We start from the raw sequence: 18,786 nt of genomic DNA on the forward strand, positions 1-18,786 counted from the left end.
TCGCCGGTCTGCTGGGCGAGTTCGCCGGAAACCGGTCAGACCCTCGTGGCCGAGTACGTCCCGCCGATGCCCCAGGCCTCGGTCATCGCCGCCGCGAAGGCCGCGGCTATGCGGTGTTCGCCGCTGGCGTTGGGGTGGGTGCCGTCGTAGGTGTCGGTGTGGAGGTCGTAGTCCTCGGGCGGGGAGGCCAGGAGGATCGGGGAGCGGGGTTCGTCGAGGTCGGCGACCTCCTTGGCGAGCAGGACGTTGAACAGGTCCACCTGCTCGGCGAAGGCGGGGTCCGCGACGGCCCGGATGTTCGGGATGACCGGCAGGAACACCATCCGGATGCGCGGCCGGGCGGCCCTGGCCTCGGTGACGAAGGCCCGCACGTTCTCGGCCGTCTGCTCGGCGTTGGTGTAGAAGCCCAGGTCTATCAAGCCGAGGGCGACGAGGAGGACGTCGGGGCGGTGGTCGCGGACCGCCTGTCCGACCAGCGGCGCCATGTGCAGCCAGCCCTCGCCCCAGCCGGCCAGGTGGGCGCGGGGGAAGTCGGGGTCGGCGTAGGCGTGGGAGGTGGCGGCGTCGGTGGCCTTGTCGTAGAGCTCCTCGCGGGGGCCGACGAGGGTGAAGGGGCCGCCGTACGTGGTGCACAGGTGCTGCCACAGCCGGTAACGCCAGGTGTGTTCGCCCGCGCTTCCGATCGTCTGCGAATCACCGACGGGCATGAACCTGAGCATTGGCTCATGATGGACGATCAGCGCCTCCGGTGGGGTGTGAGGCCGGACACGCGGGCCGGGACCGCGGGCGGGATGGCAGGCTTGGCGGCATGCGCCGTCCCTTCGCCCTTCTCGCCGCTGTCCTCGTCACGGGCGTGTTCGCCGTGCCCGCCTCCGCCGACGACGGCGACGCCTTCACCATCGAGGACCCGCGGATCACCGAGTCCAGCGGCCTGGCCGCCTCCCGGCAGCACCCGGGCGTCTACTGGACCCACAACGACAGCGACGACGGCGCCTACCTGTACGCCGTGGACGGCGCCACCGGTGAGACCGTCGCGACCGTCACGATGACCGGTGTCGGCGCCCCCCGGGACGTCGAGGCGATCTCGGTGGGGCCGGACGACCACCTCTACGTCGGCGACATCGGCGACAACCTCGGCGGCACCTGGCCGCACGTCTGGATCTACGAGCTGCCCGAGCCGAAGGAGCTCAAGGACCAGACCCTCAAGGCCACCCAGTACGTGGTGAAGTACTCCGACGGCGCCCGGGACGCGGAGTCGCTCGTGGTGCATCCGAAGACCGGGCGGGTGTACATCGTCGACAAGGACGAGGCCGGCAGCCATCTCTACGAGGGGCCCGCCGAGTTGTCCGCCTCCGGCACCAACGTCTTCCGGCCCGTCGCGGACGTGCCCGACCTGGAGGCCACCGACGCGGCCCTCTCCCCGGACGGCGAGGACCTCGTGGTGCGCAGCTACTTCGGCGCCGTCCACTACGACTGGAACGGCGGCGACCTCAAGCGCGTCGGCCGGCTGAGCGTGCCCTTCCTGGGGCAGGGCGAGTCCGTCACCTACACGGCCGACGGTTCGAAGCTCATGTACGGCGCCGAGGGCGAGCGGAGTTCGGTGGAGCCGGAGGACGCGCCGGGTGACGGGGGCGGCGGGTCCGGGACCGGTTCGGGCTCCGGTGGCAACTCCTCGTCCGGCGACGGGGGTTCGGACGACGGCGGCGGTGACTACAAGGTCGGCGCGCTCGCGGTGGCGGCCGTCGTCGCCGTGGTGCTCGGCTTCCGGCGGCTGCTGCGGCGCCGGTGAGCTGAACCCGGCCGGCGTCACCGGGCCCGTCACTCCGTCCGGCGCCGGGCCACGCACACCTCCAGGCCGTCCAGGATGCGTTGCAGCCCGAACTCGAAGTGGTCGAAGTCGGGGCCCCAGGTGTCCTCGTCGAGGGCGGCGAGCAGCGGGTAGCGGCCGGAGGTGAGGACCTTCTCCAGGATCGGCGTCTGCGCCTGCCAGAACTCCGCGTCGGTCAGCCCGGTGCGCCGTTCCGCCTCCCGCTGGTAGAGCTGGGTGCGGGCGGCGCCCACCACATAGCCGTCGATCATGATGATCGCCGAGACCAGTTCGGGGTCGCTCAGCCCCATCGGCTTGATGCGGGCGAGCATCTTCTCCATGCCGTCCAGCGCGCTCGGTCCGAGCAGCGGGCGGGTCTGGTTGACCTGGAGCAGCCAGGGGTGGCGCCGGTACAGCTCCAGGGTCGCCCGGCCGAGGGCCTCCAGCGCCGAGCGCCAGCTGCCGTCGCCGAAGCCGTCGGGGTCCTGCGAGGGGCGCTGGACGTGGTCCAGCATCAGGTCCAGCAGCTCGCCCTTGCCGGGGACGTACCGGTACAGCGACATCGTGCCGGTGCCGAGTTCGGCGGCGACCCGGCGCATGGAGGCCGCCTCCAGGCCCTCGGTGTCCGCGACCCGGACGGCGGCTTCCACGATCCGGTCGATGGTCAGGGTCGGCCTCGGCCCCCGGCTGGGGCGCCGGCCGGTGTCCCACAGCAGCTCCATGGTGCGCGCGATGTCGCCGCTGCCGCTGGTCTCCGTACCGCCCTTGCCGCTGGTCATGACCGCCATTCTAGGACCTCCCCGAAAAACTGGGTACGGTGTACGCGTAATCGGGTACGGTGTACTCAGTTACGGAGAAGGGGGACCCATGAGCGACGGATACGCCGTCCGGGCCGAGGCACTGCAGAAGCGGTACGGCGACAAGAACGCCCTGGACGGCTTCGACCTCGCCGTCCGCGAGGGCACCGTGCACGGACTGCTCGGCCCGAACGGCGCCGGCAAGACCACCGCCGTGCGCATCCTGTCCACGCTGCTGAGGCTGGACGGCGGACAGGCCACCGTGGCCGGTCTGGACGTCGTGCGGCAGGCCCGCGAGGTGCGCGCCCGGATCGGGCTGACCGGGCAGTACGCCGCCGTGGACGAGGTGCTCACCGGCCGGCAGAACCTGGAGATGTTCGGCCGGCTCTTCCACCTCGGAGGCGGCCGCGCCAAGGCCCGCGCGGCCGAGCTGCTGGAGCAGTTCGACCTGACCGACGCCGCCGAGAAGGGCGTCGGCAAGTACAGCGGCGGCATGCGGCGCCGCCTCGACCTCGCCGCGTCGATGATCCTCGCCCCGTCGGTGCTCTTCCTCGACGAGCCGACGACCGGGCTGGACCCGCGCAGCCGGGGCGAGGTGTGGGAGTCCGTGCGGGCGCTGGTGGCGAGCGGCACCACCGTGCTGCTGACCACGCAGTACCTGGAGGAGGCGGACAAGCTGGCCTCCCGGATCACCGTGATCGACCAGGGGCGGGCCATCGCCGACGACACCCCGGACGGGCTGAAGAACCTAGTCGGCGGCGACCGGATCGAGGTGGTCGTGGCGGAGCGGTCCGACATCCCCCGGGCGGTGAAGGTCGTCGCCCGGGTCTCCGACGGCGAACCGGATTCGGACGAGACCGAGTTGCGGGTGCACGCGCCCGTCACCGACCGGGTGGCCGCGCTGACCGAGGTGGCCCGCACCCTCCAGGACGAGGGTGTCGCGGTGGAGGACATCGGGCTGCGCAGGCCGAGCCTCGACGACGTCTTCCTGCGCCTGACCGGACACCGCACCGAGAAGGAGGCGGCGGCATGACCGCAGTGGACCTCAACGCCCCGGCTCCGCACGGCCGTACGTACTGGCTGCTCTCCGACGTCTGGAACATCGTCCGCCGGGGACTGACCCACTACCGGCGCCAGCCGGTCAACATCGCCTGGCAGCTGGGCTTCCCGATCCTCTCCGTGCTGCTGTACGGCTATGTCTTCGGCAGCGCCATGACGGTGCCCGGCGGCGGGGACTACAAGGACTTCCTGATGCCGGGCATGTTCGTGATGACGATGGCCTTCGGCTTCATCAACACCGCGACCATGGTCGTCTACGACTCCACCAAGGGCGTCATCGACCGGTTCCGCTCGATGCCCATGGAGTCCTCGGCGGTGGTCGCCGGGCGCGGGGTGACCGATCTCATCGTCGCCTGCGCCGAGTTGGCCATCATGATGCTGACCGCGATCGCGATGGGCTGGCGCCCGGACGGCGGACTGAACTTCCTGGCCGCCTTCGGACTGCTGCTGTGGCTGCGCTGCTCACTGATCTGGCTCGGGGTGTGGCTCGGCCTGATCGTCCCCAACCCGGAGGCGGCGGGCGGTCTGTTCGCGGTGGCGTTCCCGCTGACGATGATCTCCAGCATCTTCGTCGCCCCGCAGCTGATGCCCGACTGGCTGGGCTGGGTCGCGGCCTGGAACCCGATCTCCTCCACGGCGGCCGCCACCCGGGACCTGTTCGGCACCCCGGTCGGCGGCGGCGACTCCTGGGTCGAGGAGCACGCCCTGCTGATGGCGGGCGTGTGGCCCGTCGTGCTGACGCTGGTCTTCCTGCCGCTGGCGGTACGGAGGTTCCAGAGGCTCAGCCGCTGAACGGCCCGCGACATCGGAAAGGGCGCCCACTCGCGTGGGCGCCCTTCACCGTCGTGAGGAAGCCGCTTACAGCTTCTCGATCACGTAGTCGACGCACTTGGTGAGCGCCTCGACGTCCGCCGGGTCGATCGCCGGGAACATCGCGATCCGCAGCTGGTTGCGGCCGAGCTTGCGGTAGGGCTCGGTGTCGACGACGCCGTTGGCGCGCAGCACCTTGGCGACGGCCGCCGCGTCGATCTCGTCGGCGAAGTCGATCGTGCCGATGACCTGCGAGCGCTTGGCCGCGTCGGTGACGAACGGCGTCGCGTACTTGCTCTCCTCCGCCCAGCCGTACAGCCGGGTCGAGGAGTCCTTGGTCCGGGCCGAGGACCAGGCGAGACCGCCCTGGCCGTTGATCCACTCCAGCTGCTGGTTCAGCAGGAAGAGGGTCGCCAGCGCGGGGGTGTTGTACGTCTGGTTCTTGCGGGAGTTGTCGATCGCCGTCGGCAGGCTGAAGAACTCCGGGATGTGCCGGCCGGAGGCGTGGATCCGCTCGGCGCGCTCGATCGCGGCCGGGGAGAACACGCCGATCCACAGGCCGCCGTCGGAGGCGAAGGACTTCTGCGGGGCGAAGTAGTAGACGTCCGTCTCGGCGATGTCCACGGGCAGACCGCCCGCGCCGGAGGTGGCGTCCACCAGGACCAGGGAGCCCTCGTCGGCACCGGCCACGCGCTTGATCGGCATGGCGACACCGGTGGAGGTCTCGTTGTGGGTGTACGCGTACACGTCCACGCCCGCCTCGGCGGACGGCTCCGGGTGGGTGCCCGGGTCGCTCGCGATGACCGTCGGCTCGGCCAGCCAGGGGGCGAGCTTGGCGGCCTTGGCGAACTTCGAGCTGAACTCGCCGAAGTTCAGGTGCTGCGACTTGTTCTCGATCAGGCCGTGCGTCGCCACGTCCCAGAACGCGGTGGAGCCGCCGTTGCCGAGGACGACCTCGTAGCCCTCGGGCAGGGAGAACAGCGCACTGATGCCCTCGCGCACCTGACCGACCAGGTTCTTGACCGGAGCCTGGCGGTGGGAGGTACCGAGGAGGGACGTACCGGTGGCGGCCAGCGCGTCCAGCGCTTCCGTCCGCACCTTGGAGGGGCCCGCGCCGAATCGACCGTCGGCGGGCTTGATGTCAGCGGGAATCTGGATCTCAGCCACGGAAGGGAGGGTAGCCGTTGGGGGAAACCTGGTCGAAACGCAGTCCGTCGGCTGAGACGGGGTGTGACGGGGTGTTTGGAATGCTGGGCCCATGACGGATCCAGAGGCCGACCTGCGCGGGGCCGTCCGCGGCGACGTCCGCTTCGACGCCACCGCCCGGGCGCTGAACACCATGGACGCCTCCAACCACCGGCGTGTCCCGCTCGGCGTGGTCGCCCCGCGCGACGCCGACGACGTGAGCGCGGTGCTGGAGATCTGCCGCGCGCACGGCGTGCCGGTCGTCCCGCGCGGCGGCGGCACCTCCATCGCCGGGCAGGCCACCGGCACCGGCGTCGTCCTGGACTTCACCCGCCACATGAACCGTCTGCTCGCCCTCGACCCCGCCGGCCGCACCGCCGTCGTCCAGCCGGGACTGGTGCTCGACCGGCTCCAGGAGGCCGCCGCCCCGCACGGACTGCGCTTCGGCCCCGACCCCTCCACGCACTCCCGGTGCACGCTCGGCGGGATGATCGGCAACAACTCCTGCGGCGCGCACTCGGTGGCCTGGGGCACCACCGCCGACAGCGTGCGGGAGCTGGAGGTGGTCACCGCCCGCGGCGAACGGCTGCGCCCCGGCCGGGGCTGGGCGGGCGCCCCCGAAGGGCTGCGGAGCCTCGTCGAGGGCGAACTCGCCCTGCTGCGCACCGGGTTCCCGCGACTGCCCCGCCGGATCTCCGGGTACGCCCTGGACGCGCTGCTTCCCGAGAACGGCGCCGACGTGGCCCGCTCGCTGTGCGGCTCGGAGGGCACGCTCGGGGTGCTCACCGAGGCCGTCGTCGACCTGGTGGCGGCGCCCCCCGCACGGGCCCTCGCCGTGCTCGGCTACGCCGACGAGGGCGCCGCCGCCGACGCGGCCGCCGGACTCCTCCCGCACGGCCCGCTGACGGTGGAGGGCATGGCCGCCGACCTGGTGCCCTCCGCCGTCGCGCTGCCCCGGGGCGCCGCCTGGCTCTTCGTGGAGACCGGCGGCGAGTCGCCCGCCGAGGCACGCACGCGGGCGGAGACGATCGTGCGGGCCGCCGACGCGGCGGACTCCCTGATCGTCACCGACGCCGCCGGGCAGCGGGCGCTGTGGCGCATCCGCGAGGACGCCGCCGGCACCGCGACGAGGATGCCGGACGGCAGCGAGGCATGGCCCGGCTGGGAGGACTGCGCGGTGCCCCCGGCCCGGCTCGGCGCCTATCTGCGGGACTTCCGCGCCCTGCTCACCGCACACGGGCTGCGCGGCACCCCGTACGGGCACTTCGGGGACGGCTGCATCCACGTCCGGATCGACTTCGACCTGCTCACCGCGGCGGGCGTGGCCCGCTTCCGGCACTTCTCCGGGGAACTCGCCGACCTGGTCGTGGCGCACGGCGGTTCGCTCTCGGGGGAGCACGGCGACGGCATGGCCCGCGCGGAGCTGCTGCCGCGGATGTACGGGCCCGACCTGGTGGGCCTGTTCGAGCGGGCCAAGACCGTGTGGGACCCCGACGGCCTGCTCAACCCCGGCGTACTGGTCCGCCCGGCGCCCCTCGACTCCGGACTGCGCTTCGCCGTCCTGCCCCGCGAACCCGTCGACGTCGCCTTCGGCTACCCCGCCGACGGCGGTGACTTCGCCGCCGCCGTACGCCGCTGCGTGGGCGTCGCCAAGTGCCGTACGACCGAGGCTGCCGGACCCGCCGTCATGTGCCCGTCGTTCCGCGCGACCGGCGAGGAGGAGCACTCCACCCGCGGCCGGGCCCGGCTGCTGCACGAGATGCTCGCCGGAGAGGTGGTCACCGACGGCTGGCGCTCCACCGAGGTGCGCGACGCCCTCGACCTGTGCCTGTCCTGCAAGGGCTGCCGCTCCGACTGCCCGGTCGGCGTCGACATGGCCACCTACAAGGCGGAGTTCCTGCACCACCACTACGCCGGCCGGCGCCGCCCGGCCGCCCACCACTCGATGGGCCGGCTGCCGGAGTGGCTGCGCCCGGTGGCGCGGGCCCGGCTCGCGGGGGCGGTCAACCTCCTGGCGCGGGTACCCCTGGTGGCGGCGGTGGCCAAGCGGCTGGGCGGGATCGCCGCCGAGCGGACGCTCCCGGCGCTGGCGACGCGCACGTTCAGCCGGTGGTGGCGCGCCCGGCGTGCCCCGGGCCCCTGCGACGGCACCCTGGTCGTGCTCTGGCCCGACACCTTCACCGAGCACCTCTCGCCCTCCGTCGGCCGGGCGGCCGTACGGGTGCTGGAGGCGGCGGGACTGCGGGTGGCGCTGCCGCCCACCCTGCGCACTCGCCGCCGGCCGGTCGGCGACGGACGGACCGCCTCGGCGCTGTCGCTGCTCACGGCCCGCCGCCGGGGGCGCGTCTGCTGCGGACTGACGTACGTCTCCACCGGGCAGCTGGACCGGGCCCGCGCCGTGCTGCGCCGCACCCTGGACCTGATGGCACCGGTGCTGGAGACGGACGCGCCGGTCGTGGTCCTCGAACCGAGCTGCGCCGCCGCGCTCCGCACCGACCTGCCCGAACTGCTCCACGACGATCCGCGCGCCGCCCTGCTCGCCGCCCGGGTCCTCACCTTCGCCGAGACCCTCCGGCGCCACGCCCCCGACTGGACCCCGCCCGCCGTGGACCGCCCGGTCACCGGGCAGACCCACTGCCACCAGCACGCCGTACTGGGCGACACGGCGGACCGCGCCCTGCGCGCGGCGGCCGGACTGACCGGCGAGCTGACCGGCGGCTGCTGCGGGCTCGCGGGCAACTTCGGCTTCGAGAAGGGCCACTTCGAGGTGTCCGCCGCCTGCGCCGAGGAACGGCTCCTGCCGTCGGTGCGCCAGGCGCCGCCGGGCGCGGTGGTCCTGGCGGACGGCTACTCCTGCCGGACCCAGCTGGAACAGCTGGGCGGGGTGCGCGGGAGGCATCTGGCGGAGGTGCTGGCCGAGGCACTGGACGACGAGGGATGACGCCCGGTGACCCCGGCCTTCGGCCGGCGGCGGATCACAGCGAGCGGTCGAAGTGGGCGGTCACCGTGTCCAGGGCGAGTTCGACCTGGGGTGCCCGGTCGTAGAAGTCGAACTGGGTGCCCTCCGTCCACAGGATGTCCTTGCGGCCCGCCAGCGCGGCATGGAAGCGGCGGGCGCCCTGCGGGATCGCGGCGTCCTCGCTGTGCACGAGCAGCACCGGCCGGCTGATCCGCGGCGCCAGCTCGATCGCGTCGTAGGTCAGCCAGTCGGCCCACGCCATCACGGCGAACCGGTTGGGCCAGGCGGGGACCGCGCCCCGCTCCGGGTTGAGATAGAAGTCGATGTCGTACGGCATCGCCGCGCGCTCGTCGGTGACGCTCACCACCGGCACGTAGTCGACCTCGCCGGTCTCGTCGTAGCGCGCCCTCGCCTCCAGGCCCGCCTTGATCCGCTCCGCGACCGCCCCGTCCCCGCCGTACGCCTCGGCGCAGACCTCGGCGTCGTGCAGCCAGGGCGCGACCAGGGCCAGCGCCCTGATCCGGGGGTCCTGGGCGGTCGCGTCGGACATGTACATCGCGGCGGCGCAGATGCCGAGCGCCGCGAGCCGGTCGCCGTCGACCTCCGGCCGGCCGGCGAGGAAGGTCAGCGCGGCGCGGATGTCCCGCACCTTGCGCTCCGGGTTCTCCACGTCACGCGGTGCGCCCCCGGACGCGCCGAAGCCGGTGAAGTCGAACGACAGGGCCGCGTAACCGCGTTCGGCGAGCTTGCGGGCGTACCGGTCGGCCATCAGCTCCTTGACGCTGGTCCAGGTGCCGGCGACGACGACGGCGGGCGCCGGGTGGTCGGGGAGGAAGAGGTCGCCGGTCAGGGTGGTGCCGTCGCCGTTGTCGAAGGTGACGGTCTCTTGTCGGGCCACGGTGTCTCTCCTGGTGGGGGATCGGGTCGGGCGTACCGCGGATCGGCCCTGGTGATCAGGCCGTCGGCGATGTCGAGGTGGTGGCGGGCGCGGAATCCGCCGGGGCCGCCGGGCCGGAAGCGGACCAGCAGGGTCGTGCCGCCCGCGGATCTCCCGGCCGACGTCGATCACGACGGCGTCCTCGGCGAAGGCGGCCGCCGGCGCGTCCGCGTCCTCGGCGACGACGGCGTCCAGATAGCGCTGCGCGGCCGGGTCGAGTCCGGCCGGGGCCGGGGCGGGCGCGCTCCCGGTGGCCGGCGCGGTCGCCGGACCGGTCGTCGGGCCGGTCGCCGGGCCGGACCCGGAGCACGCCACGGCGGTCGTGCCGACGAGCAGCACGGCGGCGGCCGTTCTCAGGGAGCCAGCGCGCGGTTGCCGTCGCCCCAGACAGCGGTCATCACCAGGCCGGCGATCCGCCAGCCCCCGGCGGTGCGCACCAGGTCGAAGCGGTAGGTGCCGCCCAGCGTCCACAGCGTCGCGCCGAGGTCCGAGCTGCCGTGGTGCGTGGCGTGGAAGGCGGCCGTGCACACGGCGCCGTCGCCGTCGACGGTCACGAGGTGGTTGGTGAGCAGGTGCTGGGTGGCGGTGTAGCGGCTGAAGCCCTCCCGCCAGGCGGCCGCGATCTGCCCGGGTTCGAGCGTGACGGGCTCGCCGCCGTTGAGGCTGGTGTAGTCGAGCGTCACCTTGTCGGCGAAGACGGCGGCCAGCCGGTCCCAGTCGCGCAGATCCGCGTACCAGGCCATCCGGGTGCAGGTGTCGATGATGTCGGATCGGTCCATACGGACCAGCCTGTCCGCGGGCCCGCCCCACCCGGCAGGGGAACCGGCTGCACGCCGGCGTGCAGGATCATGCACACACCCGTTCGGCGCCCGGTCACAGCCAGCCGAGTTCCTTGGCGCGCAGGGCCGCCTGGAAGCGGGTCGACGCGCCGAGGCGTGCCATCAGGTCGGCGACGTGCGAGCGGAACTTGCGCACCGACACGTTCAGCGACCGCGCCCCGGCCTCGTCGGTGCCGTGCTCGGTGAGCGCGCGCAGCACCCGCTGCTCGATGGGGGACAGCGGCAGGTCGTCCAGTTCACGCGCCCGCGCCCACATGCCCTCGAACACGTCCGCCGGCATCGCCACCACCCCCGGCTGGCGGATCTGGAGCGCCCCGGCGAAGGGGTCGGCGGGATCGGCCTGGACGAAGGCGACCGAGCCGTTGACCACCGCCAGGTGCCGGAACGGCTCCACGGTCACCCGGTGCAGGTCGCCCATGGCGTGCGAGGAACGGGCGTACGCCGCCTGCTCCGGGTCCTCCAGGGTCTCGGCGGCGAACAGGGTCCGGCTGCGCAGCCCGGCGGCCAGCAGCCGCCGGAACGGGGCCGGGTCGTAGACCTTGTTGCTCTGCTCGCGGGCCCGCCGCTTCATGTGCACGAACTCACGCGGCTCGCCGCCGAGCAGGTCGTCGATACGGCGGCTCACGGACGAGCCGTCGGTCAGGTGCTCGACCATCTGCACGCTGCGCCCGCTGCGGTGCTCCTAGGTCAGCTCCGACAGCACGTCCCAGGCGACGCTGAGCTCGGTGAGCCGCCGCTGGGTCTCCGCCATGCGCCGCCGGACCAGCAGATCGACGGCGGCGGCCGGGGTGACCGCGGTCGCCGTCCGGTCCACCAGCCCCAGCTCGCGCAGCTCGTCCAGGACCCGCGCCGGTTCGGGCATGCCGAGTTCGGCGCGCGCCCCGTCGAGATCGGGGTTCAGGGTGCGTAAGAGGTAGGGGTAGAGCCGCTCCTGCTCGGTACTCAGCCCCAGTTGGGCCAGGCTCACGGAAGTCCCCCCGGTCGGATGCTCGCTCTGGTGTCGAGGTGAAGGAACGCCCTGTGGCTCCCCTGTGTTCCGCCCGCGCCCGGGGCCTGGCGCGGGACAGCCCCAATCCGGCTTCACACACCTGACCGAGTCCATTACCCTGGACGCGGAAGTACATCAGGATGAACGATCCCGAGCACCTGGACCGCCCGTGAGCACCCCCGACGCCATTACCTCCGCACCCGCGCCGACTGCCACCGCCGCACCCGCGCCGGCCGGCGCCCCCGGCCGCCGGGGCTCTCTCGGGCCGGTCGGTCTGCTGCTGGCCGGCGGCGTCTCGGTCCAGTTCGGCGGCGCCCTCGCGGTGACCCTGATGCCCAGGGCGGGCGCGCTCGGCGTGGTCACGCTGCGGCTGGCGGTGGCGGCGGTCGTGCTGCTCGTGGTCTGCCGGCCCAGGTTCCGGGGGCACTCCCGCACCGACTGGGGCACGGTCGTCGTCTTCGGTCTCACCATGGCCGCGATGAACGGCCTCTTCTACCAGTCGGTCGCCCGGATCCCGCTGGGCCCCGCGGTCACCCTGGAGGTGCTCGGCCCGCTGGCGCTGTCGGTCTTCGCCTCCCGCCGCGCGATCAACCTCCTGTGGGCGGGCCTCGCCCTCGTGGGCGTCTTCCTCCTCGGTGGCGGCGGCTTCGGCGGCCTGGACCCGGCCGGTGTGGCCTTCGCCCTGGCGGCGGGCGTGATGTGGGCGGCGTACATCGTCTTCAGCGCGCGCACCGGCCGGCGGTTCCCGCAGGCCGACGGGCTGGCCCTCGCCATGGTGGTCGCCGCGGTGCTGTTCCTGCCGCTCGGCGTGGTGGAGTCCGGCGCGAAGCTCCTGGACCCGACGACGCTCGCGCTCGGCGCCGCGGTGGCGATCCTCTCCTCCGTACTGCCGTACACCCTCGAACTGCTCGCCCTGCGCCGGCTGCCCGCGTCCACGTTCGCGATCCTGATGACGCTGGAGCCGGCCATCGCGGCGACGGCCGGCTTCCTCATCCTCGACCAGGCCCTCTCGGCGTACCAGGCCCTCGCCATCGCCCTGGTCATCGCGGCCAGCATGGGCGCGGTACGGACCCAGGTGGGCCGCGCCAAGCCCGCCCTCGCGGAACCGGTGTCCTGACGAGCGCCGGGCGCGCCCCGGGCGCCCGCCCCCACCCCCACCGCCGCCGCGGCCGAGAGCGAGGCTCTCCGCCGCGGCGGCGGTCGTTTTCCGGGCGGCGTCCCCGGAGTCGCGCGCCGTGCCGCACGCGGCGGGCCCCGCCCCGCCGCCCCGCGCGGCGACACACCGCAGCTCCACAGCCCCCGCGGCGACACACCGCCGCCCCGAAGCCCTCGCGGCCCCCGAAGAAATTAATGCAAGCACGCTTGATTGTTTCTGGGCCCGCTGCCATGCTCCCCGTCATGGCCGACCCGACGCCCGTCTTCGACGACCTGCGCGCGGAGAGCGACGAACTCGACCGGCTCGTGGCCGAGTTGAGCCCGGACCAGTGGTCCCTCGCCACTCCCGCCCCCCGCTGGACGATCGCGCACCAGATCGCGCACCTCGCCTGGACCGACCACGCCGCCCTGCTCGCCGCCACCGACGCCGAGGCGTTCGGCAAGGAGGTCGAGAAGGCCCTCGCGGCCCCCGACCGCTTCGTCGACGAGGGCGCAGACGAGGGAGCCGCCCGCCCGCCGGACCGGATCCTCGCCGACTGGCGCTCCGGCCGGCAGGCCCTGCAGGACGCCCTGCGCGCCGCCCCGCCCGGCACCCGCTTCCCCTGGTACGGGCCACCCATGGCCGCCGCCTCGATGGCCTCCGCCCGCCTGATGGAGACCTGGGCCCACGGCCAGGACGTCGCCGACGCCCTCGGCGCGGTCCGCACCCCCACCGACCGGCTCAGGCATGTGGCCCGCATCGGGGTACGGGCCCGCGACTACGCCTTCGGGGTGCGCGGACTGACCCCGCCCGCCGAGGAGTTCCGGGTGGAACTCGCCGGACCTGGCGGCGACGTGTGGGCCTACGGTCCCGAGACCGCGGCCCAGCGCGTCACCGGCCCCGCCCTCGACTTCTGCCTCCTCGTCACCCGGCGCGCCCACCGCGTCGACCTCGCCGTACGCGCCGAAGGAGAGGACGCCGGCCGCTGGCTGGACATCGCCCAGGCGTTCGCCGGCCCACCGGGTGAGGGCCGAACGGCGAAGAGGGACGGCCGCACGGCCGAGGGGGACGGCCGGTGACCCTGCGGATCGGCAACGCCTCCGGGTTCTACGGCGACCGCTTCGACGCCGTGCGCGAGATGCTCACCGGCGGTGAACTCGACGTCCTCACCGGCGACTACCTCGCCGAACTGACCATGCTGATCCTCGGCCGGGACCGGCTGAAGGACCCCGCCGCCGGCTACGCCCGCACCTTCCTGCGGCAGCTGGAGGAGAGCCTGGGACTGGCCCAGGAGCGCGGCGTGCGGATCGTCGCCAACGCCGGCGGACTCAACCCCGCCGGGCTCGCCGACGCCGTACGGGAGCTGGCCGGGCGGCTCGGCCTGTCCGTCCGGGTCGCCCATGTCGAGGGCGACGACCTGACCGCCGGCCACCCCGGCAGCCTCGCCGCCCACGCCTACCTCGGCGGCTTCGGCATCGCCGCCGCGCTGCGCCGGGGCGCCGAGGTCGTCGTCACCGGACGGGTCACCGACGCCGCCCTGGTCACCGGGCCCGCCGCCGCCCACTTCGGCTGGGGGCCCGGCGACCACGACCGGCTCGCCGGCGCCGTCGTCGCCGGTCATGTGCTGGAGTGCGGCACCCAGGCCACCGGCGGGAACTACGCCTTCTTCGGCGAGCGGCCCCGGGACCTGCTGCGCCCCGGCTTCCCGCTCGCCGAGATCCACGAGGACGGCAGCGCCGTCATCACCAAGCACCCCGGCACCGGCGGCTTCGTCGACCTCGGCACCGTCACCGCCCAGCTCCTCTACGAGACCGGCGGCGCCCGCTACGCCGGACCCGACGTCACCGCCCGGCTGGACAGCGTCCGGCTGGAACAGGACGGGCCCGACCGGGTCCGGATCCACGGGGTGCGCGGGGAGGCGCCGCCCCCGACGCTCAAGGTCGGCGTCAACCGCTTCGGCGGCTTCCGCAACGAGGTCGTCTTCGTGCTCACCGGGCTCGACATCGAGGCCAAGGCCGAGCTGGTGCGCGCCCAGATGACCGACGCGCTCGCCAAGTCGCCGCCCGCCGAGGTCCGGTGGGAACTCGTCCGGACCGACCGGCCCGACGCCGACACCGAGGAGACGGCGAGCGCCCTGCTGCGGCTCGTCGTCCGCGACCCCGACCAGGCGGCCGTCGGCCGGGCGCTGAGCGGGGCCGCCATCGAACTCGCCCTCGCCGGCTACCCCGGCTTCCACGTCCTCGCCCCACCCGGCAAGGGCGCCCCCTACGGCGTCTTCGAGGCCGAGTACGTCGCCCAGGACACCGTGCCCCATGCGGCCGTCCTCGACGACGGCAGGCGGATCGACGTCACGCCGCCCGACGACACCCGCGTACTCGAGGACGTGGACGCGCCCCCGCTTCCCGAGCCGCTGCCGCCCGGCCCCACCGTCCGCGCCCCGCTCGGGCGGGTCGCCGGGGCCCGCAGCGGCGACAAGGGCGGCGACGCCAACGTCGGCGTGTGGGTCCGCACCGACGAGGAGTGGCGCTGGCTCGCCCACGAACTCACCGTCGAGCGGTTCCGGCAGCTGCTGCCCGAGTGCGCGGAACTGACCGTCCACCGGCACGCCCTGCCCGCCCTGCGCGCCCTCAACTTCGTCGTCGAGGGCATCCTCGGCGCCGGAGTCGCCGCCCAGGCCCGGTTCGACCCCCAGGCCAAGGCGCTCGGCGAGTGGCTGCGCTCGCGCCACCTGGACATCCCGGAGGTTCTGCTGTGACCGTCCTGTCGTCCGCGCTGGACGTGAAGGGCCCCGAGTACCGGGCCCACCGCGAGGCGATGCTCGCCAAGCTCGCCGACCTCGACACCGAGCACGCCAAGGCCCTGGCGGGCGGCGGCGAGAAGTACGTCCAGCGGCACCGGGGGCGCGGCAAGCTGCTCGCCCGGGAACGCATCGAACTGCTCCTCGACCCCGACACCCCCTTCCTCGAACTCTCCCCGCTGGCCGCCTGGGGCAGCGACTACGCCGTCGGCGCCTCCCTGGTCACCGGGATCGGCGTCGTCTCCGGCGTGGAGTGCCTGATCACCGCCAACGACCCCACCGTGCGCGGCGGCGCCAGCAACCCCTGGTCGCTGAAGAAGGCGCTGCGGGCCAACGACATCGCCCTCGCCAACCGGCTGCCCTGCATCAGCCTGGTGGAGTCCGGCGGCGCCGACCTGCCCTCGCAGAAGGAGATCTTCATCCCCGGCGGCGCGATCTTCCGGGACATCACCCGGCTGTCGGCCGCCGGCATCCCCACCGTCGCCGTCGTCTTCGGCAACTCCACCGCGGGCGGCGCCTACGTCCCCGGCATGTCCGACCACGTGATCATGGTCAAGGAGCGCGCCAAGGTGTTCCTCGGCGGGCCCCCGCTGGTCAAGATGGCCACCGGCGAGGAGAGCGACGACGAATCCCTCGGCGGCGCCGAGATGCACGCCCGCGTCTCCGGCCTCGCCGACTACTTCGCCGTCGACGAGCGGGACGCGCTGCGCCAGGCGCGGCGGGTCGTCGCCCGCCTCAACCACCGCAAGGCGTACCCGGATCCGCCACTCGCCGAGGCGCCCAAGTACGACGCCGAGGAACTGCTCGGCATCGTCCCCGGCGACCTGCGGACCCCCTTCGACCCGCGCGAGGTCATCGCCCGGATCGTCGACGGCTCCGACTTCGACGAGTTCAAGCCCCTGTACGGGACCAGCCTGGCCACCGGCTGGGCGAGCCTGCACGGCTACCCCGTCGGCATCCTCGCCAACGCCCAGGGCGTGCTGTTCAGCGAGGAGTCGCAGAAGGCCGCCCAGTTCATCCAGCTCGCCAACCAGCGCGACATCCCCCTGCTGTTCCTGCACAACACCACCGGCTACATGGTCGGCAGGGAGTACGAGCAGGGCGGCATCATCAAACACGGCGCGATGATGATCAACGCGGTGTCCAACTCCCGCGTCCCGCACCTGTCGGTCCTGATGGGCGCCTCCTACGGCGCCGGGCACTACGGCATGTGCGGGCGCGCCTACGACCCGCGGTTCCTGTTCGCCTGGCCCAGCGCCAAGTCGGCCGTCATGGGCCCCCAGCAGCTCGCCGGGGTGCTCTCGATCGTCGCCCGCCAGTCCGCGGCGGCCAAGGGCCACCCCTACGACGACGAGGCGGACGCGGCGCTGCGCGCGATGGTCGAGCAGCAGATCGAGTCCGAGTCCCTGCCCATGTTCCTCTCGGGACGCCTCTACGACGACGGCGTCATCGACCCGCGCGACACCCGCACCGTCCTCGGCCTGTGCCTGTCCGCCGTGCACACCGCGCCCTACGAGGGCGCGCGCGGCGGCTTCGGCGTCTTCCGGATGTGAGACGAATGATTACTTCTGTACTGGTCGCGAACCGGGGCGAGATCGCCTGCCGCGTCTTCCGCACCTGCCGCCGCCTGGGAATCCGCACGGTCGCCGTGCACTCCGACGCCGACACCGGCGCCCTGCACACCCGCGAGGCCGACACCGCCGTACGGCTCCCCGGCGCGGCCCCCGCCGACACCTATCTGCGCGGCGACCTGATCGTGAAGGCGGCCCTCGCCGCGGGCGCCGACGCCGTCCACCCCGGCTACGGCTTCCTCTCCGAGAACGCCGACTTCGCGCGGGCCGTCCTCGACGCCGGACTCACCTGGATCGGACCGCCTCCCGAGGCCATCGAGGCGATGGCGTCCAAGACCCGCGCCAAGCAGCTCCTCGGCATCGCGCCCCTGGCCGACGTCACCGAGGCCGACCTGCCGGTCCTGGTGAAGGCCGCGGCGGGCGGCGGCGGACGCGGCATGCGCGTCGTACGCCGCCTCGACGAACTGCCCGCCGCACTGGAGGGCGCCGCCGCCGAGGCCGCGAGCGCCTTCGGCGACGGCGAGGTGTTCGTCGAGCCGTACGTCGAGAACGGCCGCCACGTCGAGGTGCAGATCCTCGCCGACACCCACGGCACGGTCTGGGCCCTCGGCACCCGCGACTGCTCCCTCCAGCGCCGCCACCAGAAGGTGATCGAGGAGGCCCCGGCGCCCGGCCTGTCCGCCGAACTCGACGAGGAACTGCGCACGGTGGCCGTCCGCGCCGCCCGCTCGGTCGACTACGTCGGCGCCGGCACGGTCGAGTTCCTCGTCGCCGACGGACGGGCGCACTTCCTGGAGATGAACACCCGCCTCCAGGTCGAACACCCCGTCACCGAGGAGGTCTTCGGCCTCGACCTGGTCGCCGAGCAGCTCCGGGTCGCCGAGGGCGAGGCCCTCGCCCAGGACCCGCCCGCCCTAAGCGGCCACGCCGTCGAGGCCCGCCTCTACGCCGAGGACCCGGCCCGCGACTGGGCCCCGCAGACCGGCACCCTGCACCGCCTCACCGCGCCCGACGGCGTCCGCCTGGACACCGGGTACACCGACGGCGACGAGATCGGCGTCCACTACGACCCGATGCTCGCCAAGCTGATCGCCCACGCCCCCACCCGTGCCGAGGCGCTGCGCGCACTCGCCGGCGCCCTGGAACGCCTCACCCTGCACGGCCCCACCACCAACCGGGCCCTGCTCCTGGCCTCCCTGCGCCACGAGGAGTTCACCTCCGCCCGCATGGACACCGGGTTCTTCGACCGCCACCTCGCCGCCCTCGGCGGGCCGCCCGACCCCCTGGCCCCGCTGGCGGCGGCCCTCGCCGACGCCCACGGCCGCTCCCGCTTCGGCGGCGGCTGGCGCAACGTGCCCTCCCGGCCGCAGACCAAGAGCTACACGATGGCGGGCGAGGAGCACGAGGCCCACTACCGTCACACCCGCGACGGCCTCCAGACCGACGGAGCCCGCGTCGTACACGCCGACGCGAGCCTGGTCGTCCTCGAAGTGGACGGCGTGCAGCGCAAGTTCGAGGTCGCGCGGTACGGCGACGACGTGTACGTCAACGCCACCGCCCTGCGCGCCCTCCCCCGCTTCCCCGCCCCCGGCACCCAGCACGCCCCCGGCTCCCTCCTGGCCCCCATGCCGGGCACGGTCGTCCGCGTGGCGGAGGGCCTGGAAGTGGGCGCGACGGTCAAGGAGGGCGACCCCTTGATCTGGCTGGAAGCGATGAAGATGCAGCACCGCATCACGGCCCCGGCCACCGGAACACTGACGGCCCTGGAAGTGGCCCCAGGACAGCAGGTGACGGTCGGTCACCTGTTGGCGGTGGTCGAACCCGCCTAGGGGCGCGGGACCGTATCGATGTGCGGCTCCGCCGCGTGAGCGCGACCAGCCACCGACAACCCGGCAGCCCGAA

The 18,786-nt window shown here is 73.6% G+C and carries 16 protein-coding genes; 9 read left to right on the forward strand and 7 right to left on the reverse strand.

Annotated features, from left to right (window positions below; all coding sequences use genetic code 11):
* Positions 1-35: 35 nt before the first annotated feature.
* The gene (locus ABT296_RS15580) at positions 36-719 is read right to left on the reverse strand and encodes a GDSL-type esterase/lipase family protein (RefSeq protein ID WP_351927362.1); all 684 of its coding nucleotides are present in this window, start codon (positions 717-719) and stop codon (positions 36-38) included.
* Positions 720-808: 89 nt separating this feature from the next.
* Between ABT296_RS15580 and ABT296_RS15585 the strand changes: the two genes are divergently transcribed.
* On the forward strand, positions 809-1,789 hold the full coding sequence (locus tag ABT296_RS15585) for a WD40 repeat domain-containing protein (RefSeq protein ID WP_351927364.1): 981 nt from the start codon (positions 809-811) through the stop codon (positions 1,787-1,789).
* Positions 1,790-1,818: 29 nt separating this feature from the next.
* On the opposite strand, the gene ABT296_RS15590 is transcribed toward ABT296_RS15585, so the two are convergent.
* The gene (locus tag ABT296_RS15590) at positions 1,819-2,586 is read right to left on the reverse strand and encodes a TetR/AcrR family transcriptional regulator (RefSeq protein ID WP_351927366.1); all 768 of its coding nucleotides are present in this window, start codon (positions 2,584-2,586) and stop codon (positions 1,819-1,821) included.
* Positions 2,587-2,674: 88 nt separating this feature from the next.
* Here ABT296_RS15590 and ABT296_RS15595 point away from each other — a divergent pair, with 88 nt between their 5' ends.
* A complete protein-coding gene (locus tag ABT296_RS15595) occupies positions 2,675-3,637 on the forward strand; it encodes an ATP-binding cassette domain-containing protein (RefSeq protein ID WP_351927369.1) in 963 nt (320 codons plus the stop codon).
* Positions 3,634-4,455 (forward strand): ABC transporter permease, encoded by an 822-nt coding sequence (locus ABT296_RS15600; RefSeq protein ID WP_351927371.1) that lies wholly within the window; start codon positions 3,634-3,636, stop codon positions 4,453-4,455. Before ABT296_RS15595 ends, ABT296_RS15600 begins: the two co-directional genes overlap by 4 nt.
* 66 nt (positions 4,456-4,521) lie before the next feature.
* Here the strand turns inward: ABT296_RS15600 and serC are convergent, their stop codons facing one another.
* Positions 4,522-5,640 carry a phosphoserine transaminase gene (gene serC, locus ABT296_RS15605; protein WP_351927373.1) on the reverse strand — a complete coding sequence of 373 codons (1,119 nt, stop codon included), beginning with the start codon at positions 5,638-5,640 and terminating at the stop codon, positions 4,522-4,524.
* 91 nt (positions 5,641-5,731) lie between these two features.
* Here serC and ABT296_RS15610 point away from each other — a divergent pair, with 91 nt between their 5' ends.
* Entirely contained in the window at positions 5,732-8,599 is a 2,868-nt protein-coding gene (locus tag ABT296_RS15610) for an FAD-binding and (Fe-S)-binding domain-containing protein (protein ID WP_351927375.1), read from the forward strand.
* Between the two features lie 34 nt (positions 8,600-8,633).
* Here the strand turns inward: ABT296_RS15610 and ABT296_RS15615 are convergent, their stop codons facing one another.
* From ABT296_RS15615 to ABT296_RS15630, 4 genes are all read right to left on the reverse strand, one after another.
* Complete coding sequence (locus tag ABT296_RS15615; RefSeq protein WP_351927377.1) at positions 8,634-9,893, reverse strand: alpha/beta hydrolase; 1,260 nt, start codon at positions 9,891-9,893, stop codon at positions 8,634-8,636.
* Between the two features lie 14 nt (positions 9,894-9,907).
* Positions 9,908-10,333 carry a nuclear transport factor 2 family protein gene (locus ABT296_RS15620; protein ID WP_351927379.1) on the reverse strand — a complete coding sequence of 142 codons (426 nt, stop codon included), beginning with the start codon at positions 10,331-10,333 and terminating at the stop codon, positions 9,908-9,910.
* A 94-nt stretch (positions 10,334-10,427) separates the two neighbouring features.
* On the reverse strand, positions 10,428-11,048 hold the full coding sequence (locus ABT296_RS15625; protein WP_351927381.1) for a helix-turn-helix transcriptional regulator: 621 nt from the start codon (positions 11,046-11,048) through the stop codon (positions 10,428-10,430).
* A 27-nt stretch (positions 11,049-11,075) separates the two neighbouring features.
* On the reverse strand, positions 11,076-11,360 hold the full coding sequence (locus ABT296_RS15630) for a hypothetical protein (protein WP_351927383.1): 285 nt from the start codon (positions 11,358-11,360) through the stop codon (positions 11,076-11,078).
* A 190-nt stretch (positions 11,361-11,550) separates the two neighbouring features.
* Here ABT296_RS15630 and ABT296_RS15635 point away from each other — a divergent pair, with 190 nt between their 5' ends.
* The 5 genes from ABT296_RS15635 (at position 11,551) to ABT296_RS15655 (ending at position 18,713) form a co-directional block, all read left to right on the forward strand.
* Positions 11,551-12,498, forward strand: coding sequence for an EamA family transporter (locus ABT296_RS15635; RefSeq protein WP_351927385.1), 948 nt, complete (start codon positions 11,551-11,553; stop codon positions 12,496-12,498).
* A 281-nt stretch (positions 12,499-12,779) separates the two neighbouring features.
* Positions 12,780-13,595 carry a TIGR03084 family metal-binding protein gene (locus ABT296_RS15640; RefSeq protein ID WP_351927387.1) on the forward strand — a complete coding sequence of 272 codons (816 nt, stop codon included), beginning with the start codon at positions 12,780-12,782 and terminating at the stop codon, positions 13,593-13,595.
* Positions 13,592-15,271: an acyclic terpene utilization AtuA family protein gene (locus tag ABT296_RS15645; protein ID WP_351927389.1), complete on the forward strand. Its 1,680-nt coding sequence runs from the start codon at positions 13,592-13,594 to the stop codon at positions 15,269-15,271. Before ABT296_RS15640 ends, ABT296_RS15645 begins: the two co-directional genes overlap by 4 nt.
* Positions 15,268-16,866: an acyl-CoA carboxylase subunit beta gene (locus ABT296_RS15650; RefSeq protein ID WP_351927391.1), complete on the forward strand. Its 1,599-nt coding sequence runs from the start codon at positions 15,268-15,270 to the stop codon at positions 16,864-16,866. The genes ABT296_RS15645 and ABT296_RS15650 overlap by 4 nt, the downstream gene beginning before the upstream one ends.
* A gap of 5 nt (positions 16,867-16,871) precedes the next feature.
* Positions 16,872-18,713: an acetyl/propionyl/methylcrotonyl-CoA carboxylase subunit alpha gene (locus tag ABT296_RS15655; RefSeq protein ID WP_351927393.1), complete on the forward strand. Its 1,842-nt coding sequence runs from the start codon at positions 16,872-16,874 to the stop codon at positions 18,711-18,713.
* Positions 18,714-18,786 lie beyond the last annotated feature (73 nt).

The organism is Streptomyces sp. NPDC000983, assembly GCF_040299205.1.
Lineage (GTDB): Bacteria > Actinomycetota > Actinomycetes > Streptomycetales > Streptomycetaceae > Streptomyces.

Coding starts and splice junctions, on each gene's coding strand:
- ABT296_RS15655 (WP_351927393.1), top strand. CDS start 16,872: ATGATTACTTCTGTACTGGTCGCGAACCGGGGCGAGATCGCCTGCCGC.
- ABT296_RS15620 (WP_351927379.1), bottom strand. CDS start 10,333: ATGGACCGATCCGACATCATCGACACCTGCACCCGGATGGCCTGGTAC.
- ABT296_RS15625 (WP_351927381.1), bottom strand. CDS start 11,048: ATGGTCGAGCACCTGACCGACGGCTCGTCCGTGAGCCGCCGTATCGAC.
- ABT296_RS15640 (WP_351927387.1), top strand. CDS start 12,780: ATGGCCGACCCGACGCCCGTCTTCGACGACCTGCGCGCGGAGAGCGAC.
- ABT296_RS15585 (WP_351927364.1), top strand. CDS start 809: ATGCGCCGTCCCTTCGCCCTTCTCGCCGCTGTCCTCGTCACGGGCGTG.
- ABT296_RS15600 (WP_351927371.1), top strand. CDS start 3,634: ATGACCGCAGTGGACCTCAACGCCCCGGCTCCGCACGGCCGTACGTAC.
- ABT296_RS15610 (WP_351927375.1), top strand. CDS start 5,732: ATGACGGATCCAGAGGCCGACCTGCGCGGGGCCGTCCGCGGCGACGTC.
- ABT296_RS15590 (WP_351927366.1), bottom strand. CDS start 2,586: ATGACCAGCGGCAAGGGCGGTACGGAGACCAGCGGCAGCGGCGACATC.
- ABT296_RS15595 (WP_351927369.1), top strand. CDS start 2,675: ATGAGCGACGGATACGCCGTCCGGGCCGAGGCACTGCAGAAGCGGTAC.
- ABT296_RS15580 (WP_351927362.1), bottom strand. CDS start 719: ATGCTCAGGTTCATGCCCGTCGGTGATTCGCAGACGATCGGAAGCGCG.